We start from the raw sequence: 25,867 nt of genomic DNA, 5'->3' as shown, positions 1-25,867 counted from the left end.
GCTTAAAAACGATTATAATAAATAAACTAATTTCTATCCGAAACGCGATAGACAAATTTTAAGCCACTCCAGTCTTCATCAATAGCTGCTACTTTAATATCTACTAACCCAATCTTTAATATATATTCTCTTATCGGTTCTCTTTTAAGATCAGTGGATATTTTAGAACTTCCCTTAGGCCAGCTTACCCATAACATTCCTGTTTTTTTTAAAGCAGTTTTATATAGTGGAATCTGCTTATGCAGTTCATCCGAAGTAGTACAAAATATATGAATAAAATCTGCTTCTTCAGGTTTAATCTTATCTAACTCTTTTATACCCTCTGGTACATCCGAAAACAGATTCCAATAATAATCCGGACGATTATAGAACAATAACGTATATCCTACTTTTATCCCTAGTTTTTTGGAAAGTGGAGTTCCGGAATAACCTGCTGGCATAGTATAATGATTAATAGTAATTCTTTATAAAGTTATTAAAAAACACTGAAAAACTAATTGTATATTATCATATCCTTAATTATTAGCTTTTGGATTAGGAAAAAGTTAACAATTTATCATAAAAAAGCATTGTTTACAAGCGTAAAGTTTTTTACTTTCGGCCTCAATTTGATTCTTAATTCTACAAATCAATTCATTATGAAAAACACAGCATTAACAGAAACTCATGCTGCTTTAGGTGCCAAAATAGTTCCGTTTGCAGGATATAATATGCCAGTATCCTACGAAGGAGTAAATATAGAACACGAAACAGTTCGTAACGGAGTTGGTGTTTTTGATGTATCCCATATGGGTGAATTTTTAATTACAGGTCCTAATGCTTTGGATTTAATCCAAAAAGTGACTTCTAATGATGCTGCCAAGCTTATAGACGGTAAAGCTCAGTATAGCTGTTTACCAAATGATAAAGGTGGTGTGGTGGATGACCTGATTGTATATAAGATCGCTGATGAAAAATATTTGTTGGTAGTCAATGCCTCTAACATACAAAAGGACTGGGATTGGATTAAAAGCCATAATACCATGAATGCTGATATGCGTGATCTATCTGAAGATTATTCTCTATTAGCAATTCAAGGTCCGAAAGCTGCTGAAGCTATGCAATCCTTAACATCAGTGGATCTGGAAGCTATGAAATTTTATACATTCGAAGTGTCTGATTTTGCAGGTATAGAGCATGTGATCATCTCTGCAACTGGGTATACTGGTAGTGGTGGTTTTGAAATTTATTGTAAAAACACTGAAGTACAACAAATTTGGAATAAAGTATTAGAAGCAGGTGCAGATTTTGGAATCAAACCTATTGGTCTGGCGGCTAGAGATACATTGCGATTAGAAATGGGTTATTGTCTTTATGGGAACGATATTAATGATGAAACCTCTCCTCTTGAAGCTGGATTGGGTTGGATCACTAAGTTCTCAAAGGATTTTATAAATTCTGAAGCTTTAGCAAAAGAAAAAGAACGAGGAATTGAACGAAAGCTTGTAGGTTTTGAATTGGATGAAAGAGGAATTCCTAGACATGATTACGATATTGTGGATGGTAATGGTAATAAAATTGGAATAGTAACCTCTGGTACGATGTCTCCTTCTTTAGGAAAAGGAATTGGTTTAGGATATGTGCCTAAAGTTTTTGCTACTCCAGGAAGTAAAATCAATATTCAGGTTCGTAAAAAAGCAATTCCGGCAACGGTAGTAAAGTTACCTTTTTACAAAGGATAATTATTTATAACAATAATAAAGGATAAGTTAAGTTTCAAAGGTTACAAAGTATAGTGATCTTTGAAACTTAACTTTTTTTAGCATATAGTAGTATTGAAAAAAATTTTAATCATAGGAGCCAGTGGTTTTATAGGAAAAGCTCTTTATAAAGAGCTTAATTCTTATTTTGATACGTATGGTACGTACCATACGGACAACGATTTTTATGAACAAAACCAGAAATTCTTCCAATACGATATGGAACTGGAAGATATTTCCATACTATTAGATAATCTAAAACCTACAATAATTGTTTCTGCTATCAGAGGCAATTTTAATTCTCAATTAGATGCACATCAAAGAATTATACAATGGCTAAAGAAAAATCGATCCAAATTGATATTTCTATCCAGTGCCAATGTATTTGATACATTTAGTAACTATCCTTCTTATGAACATGATAAAACACTTAGCGATAGTGTTTTTGGAAGATTGAAAATTAAAATAGAAAATGCATTAATGCGATTACCTGCACATAAATATGTCATCGCAAGAATACCTATGGTTTTTGGAGCCAATACTCCTCGCGTACAAGAACTTAAAACTTTGCACGACCTTAAGGCTCCCATAGAAGTTTTTCCTAATGTGATTATCAATGCCACCTCTATTTCTAAACTTACACAGCAACTGCACTACATCATTAACCGAAGTAAGAAAGGTATCTTTCACCTCGGAAGCACAGACCTTATTTATCATCTGGATCTTATAACCGAGATATGTAATACTCTAAAGCTAGAGGATCCGATTTTTAAACAAGTTTTTGATTCTAATAACGATCGTTATCTGGCTGTTCTACCTAAGGATAATTTATTACCAAAGAATCTACAAACTACAACAAAACAAGTTATTGATTCTATTATTCTGAAATGATTCTTAATGAAATGATAATGCCTATCAAGAATTCCTAATTCGTACTTATCTTTGTACTATGAATATCGAAGGAAAAAAAATCATATTATTCGATGGAGTCTGTAATCTCTGTAATGGTGCTGTTAATTTCATTATTAAAAGAGATAAGAATGATGTATTCAGATATGCATCTTTACAAAGTGAAATAGGTAAAAAATTAGCTTCAGAAATTGGTATTGACACTTCAAAACTAGATACCATTCTACTAATAGAACCTTCTGTGGCATATTATCATAAATCAACAGCTGCTTTACATATAGCAAAGCAGCTGTCTGGTGGTTATCCGTTACTTTCTGTCTTTCTTCTTTTTCCTAAAATCTTAAGAGATTGGATCTATGACATTATTGCTAAAAACAGATACAAATGGTTTGGCAAAAGAGATAATTGTGTGATTCCAACTCCGGAGCTAAAAGCTCTATTTATTGATTAAATCGGTTAAAATATATTTTCGACATCAAGATATTTCTTGAGTATCCGTTTTTTCAATACTATTTCTCTCTTTCTCCAGTTCATTCATATTGTCCATATGTACAAATCCTAAACAGAATATTGTAAAACATATCAGAACTACCGGTAATAACAATTGCTTCATTCTATTTTATTTTGGGTTTAAAATAACTTGGGAGCAAAAAAAGACCATTCTTTAATTACGGTTTAAAAGTAATCATGATTGTGTTCTACCACAGCAGTACTTTTAGAATTCGTAGGCACTTAATTAGAATTCGTTAGATTACTATTCTAACACCCATAAAAAACCCTTTATATTATCCTATTAAATATTCATATATCAATTGTTTAATAAACAAAAAACTGCCTTACTACAATTAGTAAGACAGTCATTTGGCGGTTATCCGTTACTTTTTTTGTTTTCCTTTTTTATTCTTCCAATGTTCCCTTTTGTTTATTGGTTTGTAACGTATCTTTTTCAGCTGTTCATTTAGTATCCAACTTCTGAGTAGCTGTAATTTCACTCTCAGAGCTGTTCTCTATTTTATGCTTCTCTCGTAATTGATTGTATTCTTCATCTAGCTTATTCACATTATCTATATGTACTATACTTAGACATATAACTGCAAATGATATTAAAGCTATGGGTAGAAAAAGCCGTTTCATAATGAGTGTATTTAAGGTTTATTAATAAGTGTGGTACAAAAGTATATTTATCTATCACACAAATTAAGGGGACTTTAGCTAGAAATCATATAGGGGTTTTCCCCCTATTTTCTTTATTTACAAGGTACTCACAGCTTTTTCAGACTGTAAACTAAGTACTTATAAGGATTTACTCAATCAAAAAGATACTTCACTCAATATGAGTTTATTTTTATGTACCACAGTTATATTTTCGTTTAAAATCCAAAAACATCATATAATTATGAGAATCTTTACCTTACTTATAGTACTACTACCAACTATCATTTTTGGTAATAACGAGAAAAGAGTATCCTCTACCATTAAAGAAGTAACCGTCTATGTATCAGGAGCTAGAATACAAAGAACTGCTTTAACAGACATACTGCCTGGAGTGAATGAAATTATATTCTATGATCTTTCTAACAAAATAGATGAAAACAGTATACAAATTTCAGGTTTAAAAAACGCCTCTATTTTATCCATAAATTATGGAATCAATTATTTAGAAAAGAAAAAGAATTCGAAAGAACTAGAGTCATTAGAACATCAGCTAGAACAATTATTATTACAGAAAAACAACTTGGAAAACCTACTCTCAGGGCTCAATCAGGAAAAGAAGGTATTAGAAAATAATCAACAAATAGGTAGCGGTCAAACTGCGCTTTCATTAGACAAAGTAAAACAAATATCTACCTATTATAGAGAAAGATCTGTAGCTATAGAGAATGAAACATACAATATCAATCTCCAAAAAAATAAATTACACAATGAAATTAGAAGTATCACCAATCAAATTGATAGACTTAGTGATCACACAAAAGAAGAAAGAGGAGAAATCAAGGTGAAAATAAATGTGTCTACTGCCACGAATCTTGCATTAAAACTAAAGTATAATGTAAGCGACGCAGGATGGTTTCCTTTGTATGACATCAAATCAAAAAACACGGATACTCCTCTTAAGATAACCTACAAAGCCAATGTATATCAAAAAACCGGTAGCGATTGGAATAACACAAAAGTTATCTTATCCACAGGTGATCCTAATACTAATAACATAAGGCCAGATCTTACAACAAGGTACCTAAACTTTAGTTATGGTAATTATAAAAAAAGAAGTGCCGTAAATAGATATTCCTCTACCTATAATCCAAATATAAAAACTGTTAGCGGCATTATTACAGATGAAAAAGGACTTCCGCTTCCTGGAGTTAATGTAGTAGAAAAAGGATCTAGTAATGGCGCTGTAACAGATTTTGACGGTAGGTATACCATTCCCATCCAACAGGGAAAACAATTATCATTCTCATACCTTGGTTATACTACAGAAGAAATAACTATAGGAAGTTCAGTCGTCAACCTAAGCCTTGAAGAAGATAGCAGCGCACTTGAGGAAGTCGTTATAACAGCATATGGAACTTCATCAGGGTATAGAAAAGCACCCAGGAAGAAAACAAAAAGAAAAAAAGAAGCCTATAATGTTACTGTTGAAGCCAAAGAAGAAGGGATTACAAATACCCGATTTGTGATCAAAAAGAAATATACTATCAAATCCAATAGTGATATCACTACTATAGAAATTGATAATTTTGATATGAATGCTGATTACAGTTATTATGTAGCTCCAGAACTCAATGAAAATGTATTTTTAACTGCCAAACTAGGAAATTGGGAACAGTTTGATCTATTAGCAGGAGAAGCAAACATTTATTTTGAAGGTAGTTACGCCGGTAAAACAAATATTGATCCACAAGCAACAACCGATAGCTTGATGATCTCATTAGGAACTGATCCGAATATTGTAGTAAAAAGAGAGCCTTTAAAAAACTTTAAAAGCAAATCTTTTTATGGAAGCAATAGAATTGTAGATCTTGGGTATTCTATACAATTAAAAAATAACAAACAAAATACGATTCACTTGATTCTCGAAGATCGAATTCCTATTTCTCAAAATAAAGAAATCAAAGTCGACAACATCGAAACTAATGAAGCCAACTACGATCCTAAAACGGGAATCATAAAATGGAAATTAACAGTAAAACCTAAAGCACAATTGGAAAAACACTTTTCTTATCAACTGAAATATCCTAAAAACAAAAGAGTTAATTTATAACCCTTCCGTTTCTGAATACTCTTGCCGTTTTTAATTTATACAAAAGCGGCAAGAATATTTAAGTATTATTATCGTTCAAAACGAAAAGTAAACCCATCAATAGCGCCTTCTGTTATAGTAAACACAGTATTTTCCAAGTTTAATCTGCCATAATCAACTTCATTAACAATAAGCAAGTCTGCATCCGCTGGAGCCGAAACACTATATGTATATGTTCCTGATGCTAACAATGTATTTGCAGTAGTTGTTGTACTATTGTTAACGATCGTAACCATCCCTGAGGTTGTATTAAAATCCCAAACAACAACTCCCTTAGCTATATCTTCATCCAACCCAGTGATACCTCCTGATACATTAACGAGATTCCAAGCACCCTGAAGTGTAGGTTCTGAGTTATCATCATCATTACTACAACTGAAAAGGATAATCGAAAGTAATACTAGATAGAAGCGTTTCATGTTTTATAATTTAAAAGTTAATTCTCTTAATAGATGGTATACTTCTATATTGGTTGCGTCTAAAAATGAGTGACTAAATTTAATTACCGTTCAAACCTGATCTCGAATCCATCTCTAAACTGCTGATTAACGGTAAAACTATCAGATGTAGTACTAAATGTTCCCAGGTTAATTTCATTAACAACTAGTTCATCAATATCAGCAGGCGCAACAATAGAATAGGTATATGTTCCAGAAGGAAAACCATCATATACACCTGTAATAGTACTATTATTAGTTACTGTTACCATAGTATCGGACTCATTAAAATCCCAAATAATTGTTCCTTTTTCAAAATCTTGATTTACTCCTGCAAATCCACCAGTAATATTCACCAGATTCCACTCCCCTTGTAAACCTATGGCTGTATTATTAGTGTCATCATCATTACTGCAACTAATAAATACAACAAAAACCATTAAAAAATATAAACGTCTCATTGTTTTGTGTATAAGGTTAATAAATACAATAATGTAGATGTCTAATCTTGATCAGAGTTGCGCTATAAAATGTTAATTATATAATATTTATGATTTTATTAAAAGTATTGTTAACAGAGAAATTAGGGACATTCACAGATTAAAATTTCATAAAAAAGATAAGAGTATCACTTTTGAAATATCAAAATCAAAAAATGATACGGACAGTAACTCTTATATTATTTTCAATCCTAGGGTCGCTAATCACGACCGCTCAGGAAATTGATACTTTCACAGGAATTGTGAAAGATATATCTACCCATGAGATAATTCCCTTTGCAACTATTGCCATCTATAATGATAAAAGAGAATTGATTGATGGTGCTTCTACAGATGACAAAGGTCTGTTTCGAATAAAACTCACAGAAGCATTTACATCGTACGAAGTTAGTTTTATTGGGTATGAAACCCGACTAGGTCAGTTTACAGAACTTAATACTTCTGAAAACATTATAATCGAACTAACATCAAAAGTCAGTACGTTAGATGAAGTGATTATAGAAGGAAATCGCACAACTACACAGCTTAAAATCGATCGAAAAATCATAAATATAGGAGCTGACATCCAACAATCAGGAACAACAGCATTAGAAGCTTTTGATCAAATTGCAGATATACAAACAGACCTTGGAACCGGTAGTTTATCTTTAAGAGGAAGTGATAATGTACGATTATTAATCAATGGCAAACCTTCCTCCTTAAATGCCACAGAATTATTAGAACAAATACCTTCGTCTACCATAAAAAGTGTAGAAATTATAACTTCTCCATCTGCAAAATACCAAGCAGATGGGCTATCTGGTATCATTAATATAATTCTGAAAAGAGAGCTAAATACAGGACTAAACATGAATCTCAATACTTCTATTGGGACAAAACGATATGGATATGGAGTCCAAGGTAATTATAACCTATCATTTATGAATGTTAGATTTAATGCTTCACAATCAGGAAGAGAAATGGACAGTAAACAAACTATCAATAGAACATTTATAGATGGTGATACTCAAGGAATATTCACACCCTACGATTTTAACGGAATGATCAGAAAAGGAGCTATCGGATTAGATTTCTTTACCGATAAACATAATGAATTTTCTATCGCCTTTGATTATACCGATGATTATCATAGTTTTTATAACAGATCTCAATATTTTAACTTAACTGATCGAGAGGATTTTACATACACTAGAAATTCCGAACATACACATCTAACATCTGTACTTAATGCGAATTATCGTCGTGAATTTTCTAAGGCAGGACATTTCTTGGAGTTAGATTATAACTTCAACAACAATAAAAATGATTATCCAGCTTCCGATTTTGAAGATACTATATTCTTATTCGATCAACTTATAACAGAAGATAATAGGATTCATACATTGTCTTTGGATTACTCCTTACCTATTTCAAAGAAAGTACTCTTAGAAACAGGGGTTTCTTGGAACAAAAGCAACTCAAAAAACAATCAATATTTTAGATCAAACCAAACGGACGAAACAAATAATGTATTTGCTTATAAAGAAGAACTTATGGGTTTTTATGGACTTACCAAATTCAGTGCTTATAAATTGGATTGGCAAATAGGATTACGGTATGAAATCTTTTCCTCAGAATCTGAGAATACTTTAAACTCATCAAACACAGATTTAAAATTTTCTAACCTATTCCCATCGATACATCTTTCTTATAAATTTAATGAAAGTACCACATTCGGAATAGGATACAGCAAACGTGTTTCAAGGCCTAACTTACACCATATTAATCCATTTCAACTAGGAAATCCATTTTTTAGATTTGATGGTAATCCAAATTTAAAACCTGAATACAGTGATAATATTGAATTGAATTATCAAAATAATGGTAAAAAATTGAATTGGTCAGTTGCTACTTTTTACCGCTACCGAAAAGATGTTATTCTATGGGTACAGGATATTGAGGATGAAAACATACAAGTAATCTCATTTCAGAATATAGGGATCAACCATTCTTTGGGTATAGAAACAACTGTATCTTATAAAATGGCCAAGTTTTGGGATGCATTTTTTACAGGAAATTACTACTATACAAAGGTGGATAAAAACAACCTGAATACCTGGGATAATTTATACTCATCCAATCTACAATTCAAAAACACCTTCAAAATATCTAAAAAAATAAGCACTGATATTACGTATCGGTATACACCAAAACGACAAAATGCTTTCGATTTTATAGAGCCCAGAAATAGAGTTGATTGGGCAATAAGAGCAAAATTGCTAAAAAATAAGTTGACAGCCAATTTAAGAGTAATAGATGTACTTGATGATAATTTGATGAAACGAAATATACGTACCGCAGAATTTGATCAAAGTACTGTATGGAAGTTCCAATCACAAACTCTCGGATTTTTATTTAGTATTAATTACTCCCTCTTTAAAAACAAAAATAAAGAGAGAAAAAGAAAAGAAAGAGAATATAGACATAATGACTCTAATAATTAAACAATTAGCCATGATGAAATATTATATAAAAAAGGTAGGTTTTCATTCGTTTGTAGCATTAATAATTTTTGGTTTGATACTAACTGGATGTGAATCAAATAAAGATATAGAAGAAAAAATCACTTCAGAAGAACTTATTACATGGAAAACTCTAGGAAAAGGAAAAACTTCGATTCAACATCAAGAATTTATTATGGAAGAGATTGATAGTTCTGATGGTCTTTTTTTAATAAGCCCAAAAAATTATCAAGGTGATATGGTATTACAATACAAAATAAAAGCTTTGTCTGAAGCTTCAGTACTAATAGTATTATTCTCGGCTTCCGACAGTAGTGAAACTTTGCAACTAACAATACCTCCAGAAAATAGCAAAAATGAAGATATTTGGAAATGGCGAAGAGAAATGAATCATTATAACCTGACTTTTAATAATAAATCTCATGGATACACTCCATTTTTCTATAAAAACATTTCTTCTTTAGAACGTGAGTTTCACCTAAGAAAACAAGATAACATCATGATACCTAATCAATGGGTTACTGTAGAAATTGGAAAGGAAAAAGGAAAAGTTTGGTTTTCTCTAAACGATGATATCGTTTTTGAGCATAAGGACACATCTCCTCTTTTGGGTGGACACATAATTTTTAGAATAAGTGGTGGTACTATAGAAGGTAAAAATATTCTTGCGAAAGCGTCTATAAAAGATTTGACAATACATCATCAATAAAAGTAATACCTTAGTACTATTTATGAAGAAAGATTCGAGATATATTAAATTAAAAAAAACGGAACCACTGTTACATCTGCTCTTTTGGGGAATTGTCCTTTTGTTTCCGTATGTAAAGTTTCTGGGGCGAGAAGGAGGCTATCCTATGAGTTTCCCTCATGAGTTAGTAGCTTTATTTTTTAATAGTATTCCTACGTATATTATGTATTTGTGGTTTTTTCCTTTAAAAAACAAACAAAAATATATACTGTTAGTACTACTTCTCTTTATTGGCAATGCCTTTTTTCATTATTATGCAGATTCTTTTTTTCATATGGAAGAGGATCATAAAGATCATCGATGGAGATCCATGATTTCTAGCTTAGTCACGTATACCTCCTTTAGTTTAGGTTTTTTTGCACTATTCTCCGTAAAGAAACTATATGCAAAACAGTTAGAATTAGAGACCACAAAACAAGAAAAACAACAAGCAGAACTTAGCGCACTTAAAGCACAAGTAAATCCTCATTTTTTATTTAATACACTGAATAATATTTATGCAAATGCTTTAAAAAAAGATGAAAAAACACCAGATTTAATTTTAAAATTATCAGATAGTTTTAGATACTTATTACACGAAGGTCAAAAAAAACAAGTAACACTGGATAAAGAAATTACTCACATAAAAGATTATATTAGTTTACAAGAAGAACGATTGTCAACTAAAGTAAAAGTTAGTTTTTTAGAAGATATTCATAATCCACAAAAGGAAATAGCTCCATTATTATTGATACCTTTTATCGAAAATGCATTTAAGTATACCAGTACTCTAAAAGGCAGAAAACATCTCATAAAGATAAAAACCATATTAAATGAAGCGCAATTCTATTTTTATTGTGAAAACTCATATAACGAAAACAAAATATCGGAAATCGAAACAAATTGGAAAGAAAGCGGTATTGGGATAAAAAACACAAAAAAAAGATTACAATTGCTATACCCTAAGCAACATCAATTACTAATTGAAGAAAATGATAATCTCTTCAAAGTAACACTTACTATTATATTATGATAAATTGTATCATTATAGAAGATGAACATGGAGCACAAGAAGTTTTAGAAAACTATGTAGATAAAACTCCATTTTTACATTGTAAAGGCATCTATGAAAGCGGATTAGACATTGATTCAAAGCAATTAGAAGAAATTGATTTCATATTTTTAGATATTCAATTGCCCGAATTGAATGGATTATCTTTTTTAAGAACTTTAGTTAATCCACCTAAAGTTATCATTACAACCGCATATCCGGATTACGCTGTTGAAGCTTTTGAAGAAGCTGTTATAGACTACCTGGTAAAACCATTTTCTTATGAACGATTTTTTAAAGCTGTAAATCGCATACAAGATAAAAATATAGAAAAAAAGGAGCATATTAAACAGTTTTTCTTATACGCTGATAAAACAATTTATAACATACACGTTGATGATGTATGTCTTTTAAAAGGAGAAGTAGATTATGTAAAAGTGGTTACAAACCATAAGAATATATTGATTTTAGATACGCTTCGAAACTGGGAAGAAAAATTACAGAATTTCAATTTTATTAGAATACATCGTTCCTATATCATCAATATGGATAAGATCGAAAAAGTATCAGGAAACCAAGTTTTTATTGGAGACATAGTAATCCCAATAGGTAAAACGTATAAGAATACTTTTTTAAAGCTTATAAACTATTAAAAACATTCTCTCTAATCTAATATCCATATAAAACCATTATATGAGCGTATGAGCTATTCTTTGTATCTCATCCAAAAGCGCTATAAAATCCTCTTTTTCTGTTAACGGATTCATTATAGAAGTCCTTAGGTAACGATTATCTCCTACCATTGTTTGTACGATATAAAATTTTCCTGATAAGATCAACTCCTCGCGTATTCGGGAATTGAATGAGTTGATTACTTCTGAAGGAACATCTGTATATCTAAAATTCACAATATTAGCTTCTGGATCTATGAGTAATTCAAATCCCTCTTTTTCTTCAATGAGTTTAGCAAATACTTTTCCAAGATCATATAATCGATCCATATTCTTTTCGAAAATATCTTCACCGTACATCTTAATAATTGAATACACCTTTAGTGACATCATTAATTTAGTACATTCGAAAGTTCTTTTTCCAGAGTTATACCATTCCCTAGATTGTTGAGAATCCCAAAGATATTGCGCTTTTTGCTCAAAAGTCTTATAAGAATCTTCACTGTTTTTAAAAATTAAAGCGGTATTTAAAGCAGGAGTTAATAACATTTTATGAAAATCAATCACAACAGAATCTGCTTTGTCAATTCCTTTAGCCAGGTATTTATATTTTTCTGAGAAAACAACGCCACCTCCATGAGCTCCATCTATATGAAACCATAAATTATTGTTTGTAGCAAAAGTAGCTAAGGTTTCTAAATCATCATAGGATCCTGTAGAAGTTGAAGAAGCGCATCCGACAACTGCGATGACAGCTAAACCTTTGTTTTGTGCATTTTCTAAATATTCTTGTAATAAAGAAGTATCTATTTTATAAGATTTATTAGAAGGGACCTTTATAATTCCCTCTGCACCAAATCCTAGTATTCTTGCAGCGCGGTCTATACAATAATGTGCTTCTTCAGAAACTAAAACCGCTAATTTCTCTTTATGACCTTCTTCCCATACCATTCCAGGTGCTTTAGCTTTTCTTGCAGCTAATAATGCTGTTAAATTTGCTAAAGTCCCTCCAGAAGTAAGAAAACCGGAAGCGTCTGATCCGTATCCAATTTTTTGTGCAACAAAATCAGTAACAATTTTTTCCAAAGCATTAGATGCCATGCCCATTTCATAGACTCCAGTGCCATTACTCAATAAATCGGTTACTAATCCAGAAAGGCTACTGATTACAGAAGGTACTGCTACCTGATGTCCCATATATCGCGGATGATGCACATGAATAGATCGATCAAGGATTTTTTGGTAGAAATCCATCATATCAGTATCAGAAGACATATCTTCTTTCCAATAGGCTAATTCTTTTTCTGGATCTTGATATGTAAGAACTGGTTGTTCTTTTTGCGTTTGTACCTGATCTAAATGATCCGCAAACATATCAACCAATTGATGGCCAATTTCTCTAAAATCTGATGGGTTATATAATTTTTTTAGTGTTTTATCCAAAGGCATGTCTTCCTTCATATTGAGTTTGATTAATCAATTCTCAATAAAGGTAGAAACCCTAATTGTATATTAGGCAAAAAGCACTCAATTTTAGAAAAACAATAACAATTTAATTCGTAAAGAATAAACTATCCCTCATAATGATCATCCCAATCTTTTACTTTAGGATCTCCTAGTTTACCTACAGACTTAGCAACCATCATAGCCACCGTAGCATCTCCAGTTACATTAATAGTAGTTCGTAACATATCTAGTGGTCTATCAACTGCGAAAATTAACGCCAATCCAATTGGTAATTTATCTGATGGAAAACCAATTGCTTCTAAAACAATTACTAACATTACCATTCCTGCACCAGGAACAGCCGCAGAACCAATAGAAGCTAATAAGGCTGTCAATACAATAGTAATTTGATTACTAAAAGTCAATCCTTCTGGCCATAATACCTGCATAATAAATACCGAAGCTACCGCCTGATATAAACTAGTTCCATCCATATTAATGGTTGCTCCAACTGGTAACACAAAACTCGATACTTCTTTATCTACTCCAATATGTTCTTCTACTCTTTCCATAGTTACTGGTAAAGTCGCTGCACTAGAACTTGTAGAAAACGCCAACAATTGCGCCGGACTAATCTGTTTCAAGAACCATAAAGGAGATTTTTTAGTAATCACAGAAACTAAAATACAGTAAAACACAATCATTAATCCTAATCCTAATACTACAACTCCTGCATATCGTAATAATGCTAACAATATATCGGGGTCATCCGATGTCACTACAACATTAGCCAATAATGCAAATACAGCAAAGGGAGCTGTAAGCATAATTAAATCGACCATCTTAAGGACTACTTCATTTAAGCTATCAAAAAACTTTTTTAAAGGATCAGATTGTTCCTCTTTAATCAATAACATACTTATACCTAAAAAGATCGCAAAGAATATTACCTGCAACATCATTTTATTATCACTCATTGCCTTTACGGCATTCTGTGGTACCATATCTACCACGAACTGTAACGGTCCGCTTTCTTTTTGCCTTCCAGCTTCAGCAATACGTTCTGATATTTTAGCACTACCCGCATATTCTGTGGTTAGTTTTTCTATTGTCTCTGGAGTAATTCCATTTCCTGGTTTCATTATATTAACCAGTAATAATCCAATAGTAATGGCAATAACTGTAGTAAGAACATAAATTACGATAGTTCTTCCTCCTATCTTTTTAAATTTTGAGATATCCTTTAAATCCGAAATACCTTTTATTAAAGAAGCTAGAATTAACGGAACCGCAATTAGCTTCAGAAGATTCACAAAAATAGTTCCTAATGGCGCAATCCAATCTCCGGTAATTCCTTTTCCCCAGGAAAACTGAGTCATTAAAAATCCGAATAATATCCCAGCGATCATTCCGATCATTATCTGCCAATGCAGTGCAAGTTTCTTCATGTGAATTATCTAATTTTCTGAATACAAAAAGTCGAAGATATAAATTAAAAACAAAAAAACGTTCTATAAATTACGATTTACGAGGTTATAAGCACGAATGCCCTCGTTTTTTCTATTTCAAAATATATGCGTTAACAGCATGTCATTCCAGCGTAGGCTGGAATCTATTTCCATTTTGAAACTTCCCTATAAATGTGATTATACAATTCTGTAATATGAGAAGAAAAAGTAACTATATGGAAATTCCTAGTTTGTGGATTCCAGCCTACACTGTAATGAAAAAATCATTCAAACACTCAGAGACTCACAAACTAACCTACTAAATCACTTCTTAATCGTGCGATTCATCAGCCAATAATCCACTAAAACCAAGGCGGCCATAGCTTCTACAATAGGAACGGCTCTTGGCACTACACAAGGATCATGTCTACCTTTACCTTGCATGTTTACCATGTTTCCATCTTTATCAATTGTTTCCTGATCTTGCATAATGGTAGCCACAGGTTTAAAGGCTACATTAAAATAGATATCCATTCCGTTAGAAATACCTCCTTGGATTCCTCCAGAAAGATTCGTTTTGGTGGTACCATCTGCATTAAATAAATCATTGTGCTGACTACCTTTTAGCTCAGCTCCAGCAAAACCACTTCCATATTCAAAACCTTTTACCGCATTGATCGAAAGCATAGCTTTTCCTAATTCTGCATGTAGTTTATCAAAAACAGGTTCGCCTAATCCAACCGGAACTCCAGAAATCGCACAACTCACTAATCCTCCTACGGTATCTCCTTCTTTCCTAATCTGTTTGATGTATTGTTCCATCTCCGCAGCTTTCTCTGTATCTGGACAACGAACAATATTACTTTCTGTCAATGAAAAATCAAGTTCTGTATGCGGTTTTTCTAATTTAATAGCCCCTACACCACTCACATACGCATTAAATGTTAATTCAGAAAGCACCTGTTTTGCAATAGCACCAGCTACTACTCTACTCGCTGTTTCTCTAGCAGATGAACGTCCACCACCACGATAATCCCTAACACCATACTTCTGGTCATAGGTATAATCAGCATGTGAAGGTCGATATGAATCTTTTATATGAGAGTAGTCTTTTGATTTTTGATTGGCATTTTTAATAACAAAACCTATAGGAGTTCCTGTAGTTACTCCTTCAAAAATTCCTGAATAAAACTCTACCGTATCTGGTTCTTTGCGTTGCGTAACGATAGCCGATTGTCCAGGTTTACGACGATCTAATTCAGCTTGTATCGCTTCAAGATCTAATTGTACACCAGATGGGCATCCATCAATGATTCCGCCAATTGCTACTCCATGTGATTCTCCAAAAGTGGTTACCTTAAATAGGTTTCCAAATGTATTTCCTGCCATTAAAAAACAATTTTCAACAAATGTACTTGTTAATCTTTAAAAACGTGCTAGTAATTTGACAGAAAAACCATCGTTTATTTCCTAAAAATTGCAACTCTTTCAGATTTCAAACTCTTTTTTTACACTATGATTATTTTGAACTCATTTAACCTACTTTATGCATTGGAAAATCTATAACAACTTTCAGCTACCATAAAGCTTCATTACGAAGTTCCAATGCGTAAAACAGGTTTAAGCTTTTAACCAATTCATTCCATCTACAGCTTTTAAGAAAATTTTCATTTCTTTCAATGTACCAATACTAATCCTTGCCCAGGTAGGATAATGTTTTCCTCCACCAGGAACAATAGCAAACCCAAATGGTTTTAATTCGGATCTAAAACGTTTGGCATCTTTTACATCCACTAGTATAAAATTAGTATTGCTTTTTAGATATTTTATATCAAAAGTATCTAAACTTTTTTCTACATAAGTTCTTACTTCTTGGTTCTTTTTTCGATATTCATCAACATAAGTAGTATCCTCCAGAGCTGTTATAGAGGCTACGACTCCTGGATTACTTATTAGTCCTCCAAAATTATAAAATTCATGATTAAGTAATGCTATAGTTTCCGATGATCCCATTGCATATCCCACACGTAAACCTGCTAAGCCATATGCTTTAGAAAAAGTTCTAATGATTAAAACATTGTGTTTCTCTTTTAATAATTTTATGGTATCTGGAGTATCAGAAGGATTCATTAATTCTATATAGGCTTCATCTATGGCTACTGTACATGTCGATGAAGCAACTTCTTTACAAAAAGATACTAGTTCTGCAACAGGCAATGCTTTTCCGGTAGGATTATTAGGATTACAGATATATACCAGTTTTGTATCCTTAGTCACGGCTTTTTTCGTAGCTTCTAAGTCAATATTCATCGCTTGATTAAGTACTATTCTTTTTACTTTATGATCAAATATTCTATCCGCAAAAGCTGCTGTAACATTAAATGTAGTCGCTGGAACGATAATACTGTTTTCTTCCTTCCCAAAGGTTCTGGTGAGCATACACAGTATCTCAAACGAACCATGTCCTAAAATCACCTGATCTTCTTTAATATTGTTACGCTCTGCAATCATCTTTTTCAGATTATTAGTATCATATGTATGAAAAGATGCGTATCTGTTAACTCGGTTAGTATATTTAGTAATAGCATCTAATACTTTTGGAGAAGGTCCATAAGGGTTTTCATTAGAGAATAACCTTAGATTCTCATTATCCGTAGAAAGTTCTAAAATATCATCTTTAAATAAAGAAGCTCCGTATGTTATAGGTGTTACGGCACTTGCTACTGCAACGGTGCTACCAATTTGTAAAAATTTTCTTCTATTAAATCCTAATGTATCCATATCGCTAAAGGTTTTATACAAAATTGGCTGATATCTAGTAGTTTTCCTATCAAGATCGTGATCTTGGCAAACTAAAACGTGATATACTCCATAAGTATAACTATCATTTTTATTTTAAATTCCTTAATTTTCGACTCCATAATAAAGAGTATTATTCATGAAGGTCTGTATAGCCGAAAAACCAAGTGTTGCGCGAGAAATTGCTACCGTTCTGGGAGCCAATACAAAGCGTGATGGTTATTATGAAGGAAATGGATATGCCGTTACCTATACTTTTGGACACCTATGTACTTTGTATGAACCTAATGACTACAAACCATATTGGAAAAGTTGGGATCTGAATAATCTACCTATGCTTCCGGAGAAGTTTAAAACCAAGGTGGTAGATAATCAAGGGATTCAAAAACAATTTAACATTGTAAAATCGTTATTTGACAAAGCTAGCTTGATCATCAATTGCGGGGATGCAGGACAAGAAGGAGAATTGATACAACGATGGGTAATTCATCAGGCTGGATATACCGGAGAAATACAACGTTTATGGATTTCTTCATTAACAACTGAAGCAATAAAAGAAGGGTTTAATAATCTAAAACCTTCTGAGCAATATGATAATTTATATTATGCAGGTTTCTCCCGAGCCATTGGTGATTGGTTATTAGGAATGAATGCTACCCGATTATATACGGTGAAACATGGTGGATATAAGCAAGTATTATCCATAGGAAGAGTGCAAACTCCTAGTTTGGCAATGGTAGTGAATCGATATAAGGAGATCCTAAACTTTAAACCACAACCCTACTGGGAACTGCAGACATTATATAGAGATACATTATTTAGTTATGAAGAAGGACGTTTCTTAAAAAAAGAAGATGGTGAACTGTTAGCTAATAAGGTAAAAGAAAGTGATTTTGAGATTATTTCTATTACTAAAAAAGATGGAAAAGAATATGCTCCCAAATTATTTGACCTTACCGGATTGCAAGTATATTGTAATACAAAATTTGGGTTTTCTGCAGATGAAACCTTAAAAGTTGTTCAGAAATTATATGAACAAAAGGTCGTTACCTATCCTAGAGTGGATACCACTTTTCTGCCAAATGATGTATATCCTAAAGTTCCAGGAATTCTAGAAAAACTAACAGATTATAATACGCTAACAAAACCGTTGTTAGGTAAAAAGATTAAAAAATCTGCCAAAGTTTTTAATGATAAAAAAGTTACAGATCACCACGCGATTATCCCAACTGGAGAACAAATGAACCTGCAATACAACCAAAAACAGGTGTATGATATTATTACAAAACGTTTTATAGCCGTTTTCTATGATGATTGTAAGGTAGCGAATACGACAGTGATTGGAAAGGCCGATACCGTTACGTTTAAAACTACAGGTAAGGTGATTTTAGAAAAAGGATGGCGTGTTGTTTTCGAAAATCCAAATGCACCCAGTAAAAGAGAAACCGGAATTCTTCCTGCTTTTGTAAAAGGAGAAAAAGGACCACACGAACCTTCTTTTCTAGAAAAGGAAACCAAACCTCCTAAACAATTTACAGAAGCTACCTTACTTAGAGCCATGGAAACAGCTGGTAAACAGGTTGATGATGATGAGATGCGAGAACTGATGAAGGAAAATGGTATCGGAAGACCTTCTACCAGAGCAAATATCATAGAAACACTATTTAAACGCAAGTATATAGAACGTAACAAAAAACAAATCTTGCCTACAAGCACTGGTGTTCAATTAATCGATACCATACAAAATAAGCTACTGATTTCTGCCGAATTAACCGGAAGATGGGAAAAACAACTCAAGGAGATTGAGAAAGGTACATTTAATGCAGGAGCGTTTATAAAGAACATGAAACAAATGGTAGATCATTTGGTTTATGAAGTGAGAACCGAAAAAGTAAGAGCCAATATATCTCACACTACCACGCAAAAACAAAAAACAGTAATAAAAAAAGCTTCCGGAATCACTACAGAATCATGCCCAAAATGTAACAAAGGAAAGATCCTAAAAGGAAAGTCTGCCTATGGTTGTAGCGCATTTAAAGAAGGCTGTGATTTTCAGTTGCCTTTTACCTATCTAAGTAAGAAAATATCCGAAAAACAATATATCCGATTACTTAAAAAGGGATGTACGGTTAATCTAAAAGGTTTCAAAACCGATGCTGGTTCTGCAGAAGGATTATTGCGTTTTGATACTAATTTTAAAATACTTTTAGAACCAAAGAAAGCCGCTCCTACTCCAACCTCAGATACAGCAACGGATCAAATGCCTTGTCCTAAATGTAATAATGGATATATACTGAAAGGTAAAACAGCTTACGGGTGCAGTGAATTCAAAAACGGTTGTGATTTTAGATGTTCTTTCGAAACGGTTAGAAGTAAAGCCACAGGACAACCTATGTCGAAGGAATTAGTGTATGCTATTTTAAAAGGTGATCTTAACTAAAGAATATGTATGTGCTGCGTTCATAATAAAAAACACTTTATGTGATTCTTTTTTAATTATGGAATTATCTGTTTCTTTAATAAAAAATAATCGTAGCCGTAGAATTAAACGTTTATTATACGTTTGTAAACGGTTATAACTAAAGATATAATCGATATATAGTTACCTTTAGTAACTATATTCGCATGTTACCCAATATTGACAAATGATATCCGGAATTCACATAACTGCATCTGAACTAGAATTTCACGAATTCTCCGCAAAAGAAATTGGACTTGCTAAATACTGCAAATCATTTAAAATTAAACTAGATGAAATAAAATCAATTGCAATTAGTCCAAGATTGGCTTTGGATGACGAATCAATATTTATTCTAGTAATAAATAAGAGTAATAAAATTTATCCAATACCAGATCACGTTATGGGAACTCAAGGTCTAAAGGATTTTGAAAAACACTTCGGATTAAATTCTATCTCAAATGAATGGCAAAAATTTGAATATGACGATCATTACGGAAAAAATGACAAGATAATTTACCCAAAAGAAAAGTATTGGACGGACTTGTTTGAGAATAATTGGAAATTGACAATAAGGAGGTTATATAGCTGGGCGCAACCCAAATCTTTTTACGGAACTCTGAATAAAGAAAACATTGGGTAACACCATATATGTGATCATAGCAGCAAAGTGATGAATCGAATGGTTGTCGTATTTTTAATAAGGCGCAATGCTTGCAGAAAGTAAAAGTTAGCAACCAATGCGCAGTTTTTGTCGAAAATAGGGTAACATTTTGCCCTGCTACGACACATATATTAAACGTTATAGGTAATTCAAAAACAATATATTGAGTTGGACAAAAAAATATAAAACAAAAGGAAAAAATATAGGAGGTGGACAAGGTGATTGCTTTCTTGTTGAGAGTATAGAAACAAAATCTAGCTATTTCCTGAAAATATTAAAAGATTCCAACAATAGCTCCGAAAGAAGAGCTAGATTTTTTAGAGAAACTACTCTTTTTAAGTCTTTGGAGGTTGATGGAATACCAAAAATCATTGATACGAATGTAAATGATTTTAAAAGTGACAATGAGTTATATTATTGTGCTGAGTATATTAATGGAAAAAGCTTAGATAAATATGTTGCGAACAATAAACTAGACGAGAAACAAGTCATAAATATTTCAAGGCAATTATTTACAATTCTTAAGGAAATTCATAACCAGGAAGTGGTTCATAGAGATATCAAACCAGAAAATATTATAATTTCAAGTAACAAGCTTTATTTAGTTGATTTTGGGATTTCCGTTAATCTTAAAGACTTAGATAAATTGACAAAAACTGGTCATGAACTTGGAAATAGATTTTTAAGATTGCCAGAATTTTCGGCTGGAAGCAATAGTAAAAGAGATATTAGAAGTGATTTGACACTTGCTTCTGGAATAATTTTATATTTGATAACCAACGAATATCCAAGAAACCTAGTGAATCAAAATGGAGAATATCCTCACCAAAAGGATAAATCTGTTGAATTTTTATCAAATTTAGAACACTCTATCGCCTGGAACATCATTTTTGACAAAGCTTTTCAACAAGACTTATCTAAACGATGGTCTTCAAGTGATGAAATTATCGAAATACTCGATTTTATGGAAAAAGAAAAAAAACCTAATAATTCAAAAATTGAAGAGTATCTTGAGTTACACGCTAGAGAAGTTCAAAGTAAAAATCTTGATCAATTAAAAGAGAGCTTAATTGAATTAAATAAACAGATAAAAAGGAGTGTGTATTCGATTATACATACCAAAGCAGAAGGTTTTAGAACTGAAGAGATGGGAAAAGTATATAATTTGGGAGATTTAGAAAATCGAAATCAGATAAGAGCCTATCCAATTGGTAAAATGACAAACTCTACAATCAATGTTGTAACTAGATTAGTTGGAGAACAAATTGTTGGACACATTGAAATAAATGGAAAAAACATAGAAATTTGCAGAGTAAAAAATAATGATACTCTGAGTGAATATGAAGATCAGCAAATGAAAGAAGCTATTATATCAAATATTTTACCTGAATTAATTAAACAAATTGAAAAAAACCTATAACAATTTGTATAATGCATATGCACCCTTCGGGATGCAGACGCACCATACAAGGGACGTTAGGTGTAATTACCATTTGATTATCTTGAATAGAAAATAATATAGATTAATAATAAATTTGAAAAATTAATGAAAAACGTATTGTCTTTTTTCCTTTTAATATATAGTACAACAGCTATTTGTCAAAATATTAATACTTCTGTTTTTGCAAAAGGGAAAATCATGACGGAAAAAGATACAATTAATTGTTATATTATATATGATGAAGGTTACTCTGGTTTTGTTAGTTATAAGTTAAATAAAACCGATAAAAAAATACTAAAGATTAAAACATCTGAAATCCAAAATATAAATGTGGGAACAGATCGATATGATAAAATTGAATATAAAGGAAGTAAATATCTAATGAAAGTCCTTTGTGAGGGTATAGTCTCTCTCTATGAATATAAAAGGGGTTCTTCGAACAGTTATAATAGCACATACTCTAATGACATCGATAACAATCTTGATGAAAAACTAATAACAACTTCAAGTTTTAATATTTCTTCAGATTTAAAAAAGTCAAAACTATATATTACTAAGGATAATGCAGTGATCAAGGTCAAAAAAAATAAAATTAAGAATCGATTAAAGGAATTAATGAAGGATCAGAAAGACTTCCATGAAAAAATTGACAAATTAAAACCGAGGGACTTCTTGTTTAATTCAGAACTTAAAAGTGTTATATGCAATTATAACTTTTGGATTAAAAAAAACACCTAACACTGTATAACAAATCATTGCCGCCTATCGGCAGGCTACGCTTGTTATACTATACGTTGTACATAATTAAATCAAAGGAATACTCAAATTCAGTGTTTATTATAATAAAAATATGAGAACTCAAATTGCTTATTATAATGTAAACAGGTTTACATTATATGTTATATATAATTCCATTTTTCTCATAATATTTATCTACATTTTAATAACCAATAACAAAAAAATTGAGCTTCTAGGAATTATTATGTTGGTAGTATTTATAATAGGAACCTTATTTGATGTTATGTGGTTACTATTTGGTAAAATTCAGCTAAGTATTGATAAAGAACAATTTGTAATTCAAAAGAAATTGTTTGACATAAAACTCTTTAACAAAAAAATACCCAGACCATTCGATGTCGAGTTAGTTTATGATCTTAAGTCTGATTACTATCTGGCACGTAATCCATTTAATTGGTTTACTTTTTATCATAAAACAGGACTTAGGTTTATGAAAAAAAATGGTGTTTTAATATATGAAATAGGACTTAATGATAATATAGATGCAAAATTAATATTTGATAAAATAAAATAAAAATGTACAACATTATATATGAAATCAGAGCAAAGTATAGTGCCAGATCGAAAGGTCATTTCCTTTTTGCTATGGCGCTAAATTTTTATAAATTAAACAAGAAATAAAAATGCGCAGATAAATCGATTGGTTCAGGTGTACTTGCCTTGCTCCGATTCATATATTTGGCGTTATAGCCAATTACAAACCAATATTTATAATAAATATTACATTTTATTTTTTTTATTTCTAAGCGATTGATTAGTTTTGCTTAACGATAGTAATTTATGGCTAGAAAAAAAGAATATATAGAAGAGGAAGTTATAGAAAAAGCAATGGAATTGTTTTGGCGTAATGGATATGAAAGTACTTCTGTCAGAATGCTTGAAAAAGAAATGGGAATCAATCAGTTTTCAATCTATTCTAGTTTTGGAAATAAAAAAGGTGTCTTCTTAAGAAGTATTGATTGCTACAAACGAAAAGCTAAGTTAGAACTAATAGATAAACTTAAAAATTCTTCTGATGGAGTAAAATCAATTAAACAATATTTCTATGATTTTATAAACTTCTCTAAAGATAGTAGACTTAATAAAGGATGTTTAATTACAAATACCGTAAACGAATTAGGAGAAAAAGCTGACCAAGAAATAATGTCAGAAATTGTGAATTTTGCTACAAATGTTAAAACATTATTCATAGAAAAATTAGAATTGGACAATTTAAAAACAGCAGAAATAATTAATAAACAAGCAAATTATTTAATGGTCTCGTTACAAGGGTTATCTGTTGCTTCAAAAATGTTTAACCAAGGAGAATTAGATGATTTTATAGAAAATACATTCGAAAATTTATAACTTTTTTTTTGCAAAATAACTAAGCGATTGCTTAGTATTAATTAATCTAAATAAATAATAATTATGAGTATTACAAGAACAATGAATTTAGAACCTAAGACCACAGAAAATGCAGATGCCATTTCAAGTCAAATTTTAGAAACAACACAAAAGAAATTAGGATTAATTCCTAACATGTATACAGGTATGGCCAATAATACTGCCTTGTTAGATGGATACGTTTCGGCATACAGCTCTTTTAGAGCTAATTCAGGATTTAATCCACAAGAACAAGAGGTTGTTTTTTTATCAATAGCATTTGAAAACGATTGTGAGTACTGTATGGCTGCCCATAGTTTTGTTGGGGACAAAATGACTAACGTACCTATTGAAGTTACTAATGCAATAAGAAACAATACAGAAATACCCAATGAAAAACTTAAAGCATTAAGTACATTTTCTAGAGCTATAACTTCAAAACGAGGACTACCAACAGATGTCGATATTGACAACTTTATAAATGCAGGTTATACCGAAAAAAATATTTTAGGTGTAATCGCAGGTGTAGGAATTAAAACTATGAGTAATTATTTCAACCACATTTTTAACACACCTGTTGATGAAGCTTTTAAAAGTAGAGTTTGGAAAAAGAAATAAAAGGCTATAACAACGTATATAAAAAATAGCTATCTAAGCACAATCCGAAAGGTTTGTGCTTTTTTATTTATATTTAGCTTTATGAAAAATTAGTGAATATCAATTCGCTACTTTCCATATACAAACCGTTAGGCACAATTTGAGGAACAATGTACCCAAAAGTAAAAGACATAAATGAAATTGGAAATTATCCTGCTCTTGTCAAAGCTGGAGGTGGATATGTTTGGGACGAAGTTCTGGAATATAGAGTTTGGTGTCATCCTGAAGATGGAGCTGAAGATTTAGAAAACGGAGATGACTATTTTTATGTGTTTGCGGAATATAACGACGCTCTAGAGTTTTCTAAAAAAACAAAGGGCGCTGAAGAACCAATAGCATTGATATTACAAGAGGAATACATTGACGAACCAGAATCTGGAAAATATATTCACATGAAAGAAGAAAGGCTAACTGAATGGCCTGTTTAATTTCTAACTCGACCAAAAAGGAATAAGAATACTATTCCTGATTTTTTATCACCTAACGCGCCAGATAATAGATTGGAAATATTAAGAGGAATAACAAAATGAAAAAACTCTTTTTAGATGATGTCAGAACTATAGAAATGATTTATGATAAATCCACGGAATCGGAGTTCGATATTGTAAGAACCTATTCTGCCTTTATAGATTACATCAAAACAAATGGTCTACCCAATTATATAAGTTTTGACAATGACCTTGGTCTTGGAGAAGACGGAAAAGTAGCACCTGATGGATTGGCGGCTGCGAAATGGTTGGTTTATGAATCTGGTCTTGATTTACGGAATTTAGACTTTAAAGTTCATTCTGCAAATCCTGTTGCCGCTGAGCAAATAAGAGGCCTTTTAAATAATTATATAAAGCATTTAAGAACAACCAAATAAAAACTGTGCCTAACAAAGAACTGAGTTAAAAAACAAGTCTTTTTAGCCTAATTTAGAAATGAAGTTTTCATCGTATGGTCTTCCTGA

Annotated in this window: 26 protein-coding genes; 17 read left to right on the top strand and 9 right to left on the bottom strand. The window is 31.8% G+C overall.

Translation table 11 applies throughout. The features are described 5' to 3' along the window. Positions 1–26: 26 nt before the first annotated feature. The gene (locus Q0975_RS27340) at positions 27–440 is read right to left on the bottom strand and encodes a DUF3052 domain-containing protein (RefSeq protein WP_299443823.1); all 414 of its coding nucleotides are present in this window, start codon (positions 438–440) and stop codon (positions 27–29) included. Between the two features lie 198 nt (positions 441–638). Here Q0975_RS27340 and gcvT point away from each other — a divergent pair, with 198 nt between their 5' ends. From gcvT to Q0975_RS27325, 3 genes are all read left to right on the top strand, one after another. Then, the gene (gcvT, locus tag Q0975_RS27335) at positions 639–1,721 is read left to right on the top strand and encodes a glycine cleavage system aminomethyltransferase GcvT (protein WP_299443820.1); all 1,083 of its coding nucleotides are present in this window, start codon (positions 639–641) and stop codon (positions 1,719–1,721) included. Positions 1,722–1,814: 93 nt separating this feature from the next. After that, positions 1,815–2,630: a sugar nucleotide-binding protein gene (locus Q0975_RS27330; RefSeq protein WP_299443817.1), complete on the top strand. Its 816-nt coding sequence runs from the start codon at positions 1,815–1,817 to the stop codon at positions 2,628–2,630. 58 nt (positions 2,631–2,688) lie between these two features. Further along, positions 2,689–3,099: a thiol-disulfide oxidoreductase DCC family protein gene (locus Q0975_RS27325; protein ID WP_299443814.1), complete on the top strand. Its 411-nt coding sequence runs from the start codon at positions 2,689–2,691 to the stop codon at positions 3,097–3,099. Between the two features lie 24 nt (positions 3,100–3,123). Here Q0975_RS27325 and Q0975_RS27320 read toward each other — a convergent pair whose 3' ends face one another. Together Q0975_RS27320 and Q0975_RS27315 are read right to left on the bottom strand one after the other, a co-directional pair. Beyond that, the gene (locus Q0975_RS27320) at positions 3,124–3,261 is read right to left on the bottom strand and encodes a hypothetical protein (protein WP_299443811.1); all 138 of its coding nucleotides are present in this window, start codon (positions 3,259–3,261) and stop codon (positions 3,124–3,126) included. Between the two features lie 341 nt (positions 3,262–3,602). After that, complete coding sequence (locus Q0975_RS27315) at positions 3,603–3,782, bottom strand: hypothetical protein (RefSeq protein WP_299443808.1); 180 nt, start codon at positions 3,780–3,782, stop codon at positions 3,603–3,605. Between the two features lie 262 nt (positions 3,783–4,044). On the opposite strand from Q0975_RS27315, the gene Q0975_RS27310 reads away from it, so the two are divergent. Then, a complete protein-coding gene (locus Q0975_RS27310; protein ID WP_299443805.1) occupies positions 4,045–5,913 on the top strand; it encodes a mucoidy inhibitor MuiA family protein in 1,869 nt (622 codons plus the stop codon). Between the two features lie 68 nt (positions 5,914–5,981). Here the strand turns inward: Q0975_RS27310 and Q0975_RS27305 are convergent, their stop codons facing one another. Beyond that, a complete protein-coding gene (locus Q0975_RS27305; protein WP_299443802.1) occupies positions 5,982–6,371 on the bottom strand; it encodes a hypothetical protein in 390 nt (129 codons plus the stop codon). Between the two features lie 83 nt (positions 6,372–6,454). Then, positions 6,455–6,850, bottom strand: coding sequence for a hypothetical protein (locus tag Q0975_RS27300; protein ID WP_299443799.1), 396 nt, complete (start codon positions 6,848–6,850; stop codon positions 6,455–6,457). 194 nt (positions 6,851–7,044) lie between these two features. Here Q0975_RS27300 and Q0975_RS27295 point away from each other — a divergent pair, with 194 nt between their 5' ends. Genes Q0975_RS27295 through Q0975_RS27280 form a run of 4 tightly spaced genes read left to right on the top strand, consistent with a single transcriptional unit; the run spans position 7,045 to position 11,821 of the window. Next, entirely contained in the window at positions 7,045–9,372 is a 2,328-nt protein-coding gene (locus Q0975_RS27295; RefSeq protein WP_299443796.1) for an outer membrane beta-barrel family protein, read from the top strand. A 10-nt stretch (positions 9,373–9,382) separates the two neighbouring features. Then, positions 9,383–10,099: a hypothetical protein gene (locus tag Q0975_RS27290; protein ID WP_299443793.1), complete on the top strand. Its 717-nt coding sequence runs from the start codon at positions 9,383–9,385 to the stop codon at positions 10,097–10,099. 22 nt (positions 10,100–10,121) lie between these two features. Beyond that, positions 10,122–11,150: a histidine kinase gene (locus tag Q0975_RS27285; RefSeq protein WP_299443790.1), complete on the top strand. Its 1,029-nt coding sequence runs from the start codon at positions 10,122–10,124 to the stop codon at positions 11,148–11,150. Then, positions 11,147–11,821 (top strand): LytTR family DNA-binding domain-containing protein, encoded by a 675-nt coding sequence (locus Q0975_RS27280; RefSeq protein WP_299443787.1) that lies wholly within the window; start codon positions 11,147–11,149, stop codon positions 11,819–11,821. Before Q0975_RS27285 ends, Q0975_RS27280 begins: the two co-directional genes overlap by 4 nt. Before the next feature lie 36 nt (positions 11,822–11,857). Here the strand turns inward: Q0975_RS27280 and Q0975_RS27275 are convergent, their stop codons facing one another. From Q0975_RS27275 to Q0975_RS27260, 4 genes are all read right to left on the bottom strand, one after another. After that, the gene (locus Q0975_RS27275; RefSeq protein ID WP_299443784.1) at positions 11,858–13,300 is read right to left on the bottom strand and encodes an aminotransferase class I/II-fold pyridoxal phosphate-dependent enzyme; all 1,443 of its coding nucleotides are present in this window, start codon (positions 13,298–13,300) and stop codon (positions 11,858–11,860) included. Positions 13,301–13,410: 110 nt separating this feature from the next. Further along, positions 13,411–14,733 carry a dicarboxylate/amino acid:cation symporter gene (locus Q0975_RS27270; protein WP_299443781.1) on the bottom strand — a complete coding sequence of 441 codons (1,323 nt, stop codon included), beginning with the start codon at positions 14,731–14,733 and terminating at the stop codon, positions 13,411–13,413. A 324-nt stretch (positions 14,734–15,057) separates the two neighbouring features. Further along, on the bottom strand, positions 15,058–16,122 hold the full coding sequence (aroC, locus tag Q0975_RS27265; RefSeq protein ID WP_299443778.1) for a chorismate synthase: 1,065 nt from the start codon (positions 16,120–16,122) through the stop codon (positions 15,058–15,060). Between the two features lie 231 nt (positions 16,123–16,353). Beyond that, positions 16,354–17,514 carry a histidinol-phosphate transaminase gene (locus Q0975_RS27260; protein ID WP_299443775.1) on the bottom strand — a complete coding sequence of 387 codons (1,161 nt, stop codon included), beginning with the start codon at positions 17,512–17,514 and terminating at the stop codon, positions 16,354–16,356. A gap of 157 nt (positions 17,515–17,671) precedes the next feature. Here Q0975_RS27260 and Q0975_RS27255 point away from each other — a divergent pair, with 157 nt between their 5' ends. The 9 genes from Q0975_RS27255 to Q0975_RS27215 all read left to right on the top strand — a co-directional run bounded on the left by Q0975_RS27255 (position 17,672) and on the right by Q0975_RS27215 (position 25,780). Further along, positions 17,672–19,972 (top strand): type IA DNA topoisomerase, encoded by a 2,301-nt coding sequence (locus Q0975_RS27255; protein WP_299443773.1) that lies wholly within the window; start codon positions 17,672–17,674, stop codon positions 19,970–19,972. Between the two features lie 205 nt (positions 19,973–20,177). Further along, complete coding sequence (locus tag Q0975_RS27250; protein ID WP_299443770.1) at positions 20,178–20,633, top strand: hypothetical protein; 456 nt, start codon at positions 20,178–20,180, stop codon at positions 20,631–20,633. A 184-nt stretch (positions 20,634–20,817) separates the two neighbouring features. Beyond that, positions 20,818–22,074, top strand: coding sequence for a protein kinase (locus Q0975_RS27245; protein ID WP_299443767.1), 1,257 nt, complete (start codon positions 20,818–20,820; stop codon positions 22,072–22,074). Positions 22,075–22,293: 219 nt separating this feature from the next. Continuing rightward, positions 22,294–22,833, top strand: coding sequence for a hypothetical protein (locus tag Q0975_RS27240; protein WP_299443764.1), 540 nt, complete (start codon positions 22,294–22,296; stop codon positions 22,831–22,833). 112 nt (positions 22,834–22,945) lie between these two features. Continuing rightward, a complete protein-coding gene (locus Q0975_RS27235; protein ID WP_299443762.1) occupies positions 22,946–23,407 on the top strand; it encodes a hypothetical protein in 462 nt (153 codons plus the stop codon). 266 nt (positions 23,408–23,673) lie between these two features. Next, complete coding sequence (locus Q0975_RS27230; protein WP_299443759.1) at positions 23,674–24,240, top strand: TetR/AcrR family transcriptional regulator; 567 nt, start codon at positions 23,674–23,676, stop codon at positions 24,238–24,240. 63 nt (positions 24,241–24,303) lie between these two features. After that, positions 24,304–24,876, top strand: a complete 573-nt coding sequence (locus tag Q0975_RS27225; protein WP_299443756.1) for a carboxymuconolactone decarboxylase family protein — start codon at positions 24,304–24,306, stop codon at positions 24,874–24,876. A 149-nt stretch (positions 24,877–25,025) separates the two neighbouring features. After that, positions 25,026–25,343, top strand: coding sequence for a hypothetical protein (locus tag Q0975_RS27220; protein WP_299443753.1), 318 nt, complete (start codon positions 25,026–25,028; stop codon positions 25,341–25,343). Positions 25,344–25,441: 98 nt separating this feature from the next. Continuing rightward, on the top strand, positions 25,442–25,780 hold the full coding sequence (locus Q0975_RS27215) for a cyclic-phosphate processing receiver domain-containing protein (protein WP_299443750.1): 339 nt from the start codon (positions 25,442–25,444) through the stop codon (positions 25,778–25,780). Positions 25,781–25,867 lie beyond the last annotated feature (87 nt).

Source organism: uncultured Aquimarina sp. (assembly GCF_947500065.1).
Lineage (GTDB): Bacteria > Bacteroidota > Bacteroidia > Flavobacteriales > Flavobacteriaceae > Aquimarina.
The sequence above is the reverse complement of the archived record's forward strand: the minus strand, read 5'-3'. Positions and strand labels throughout refer to the sequence as shown.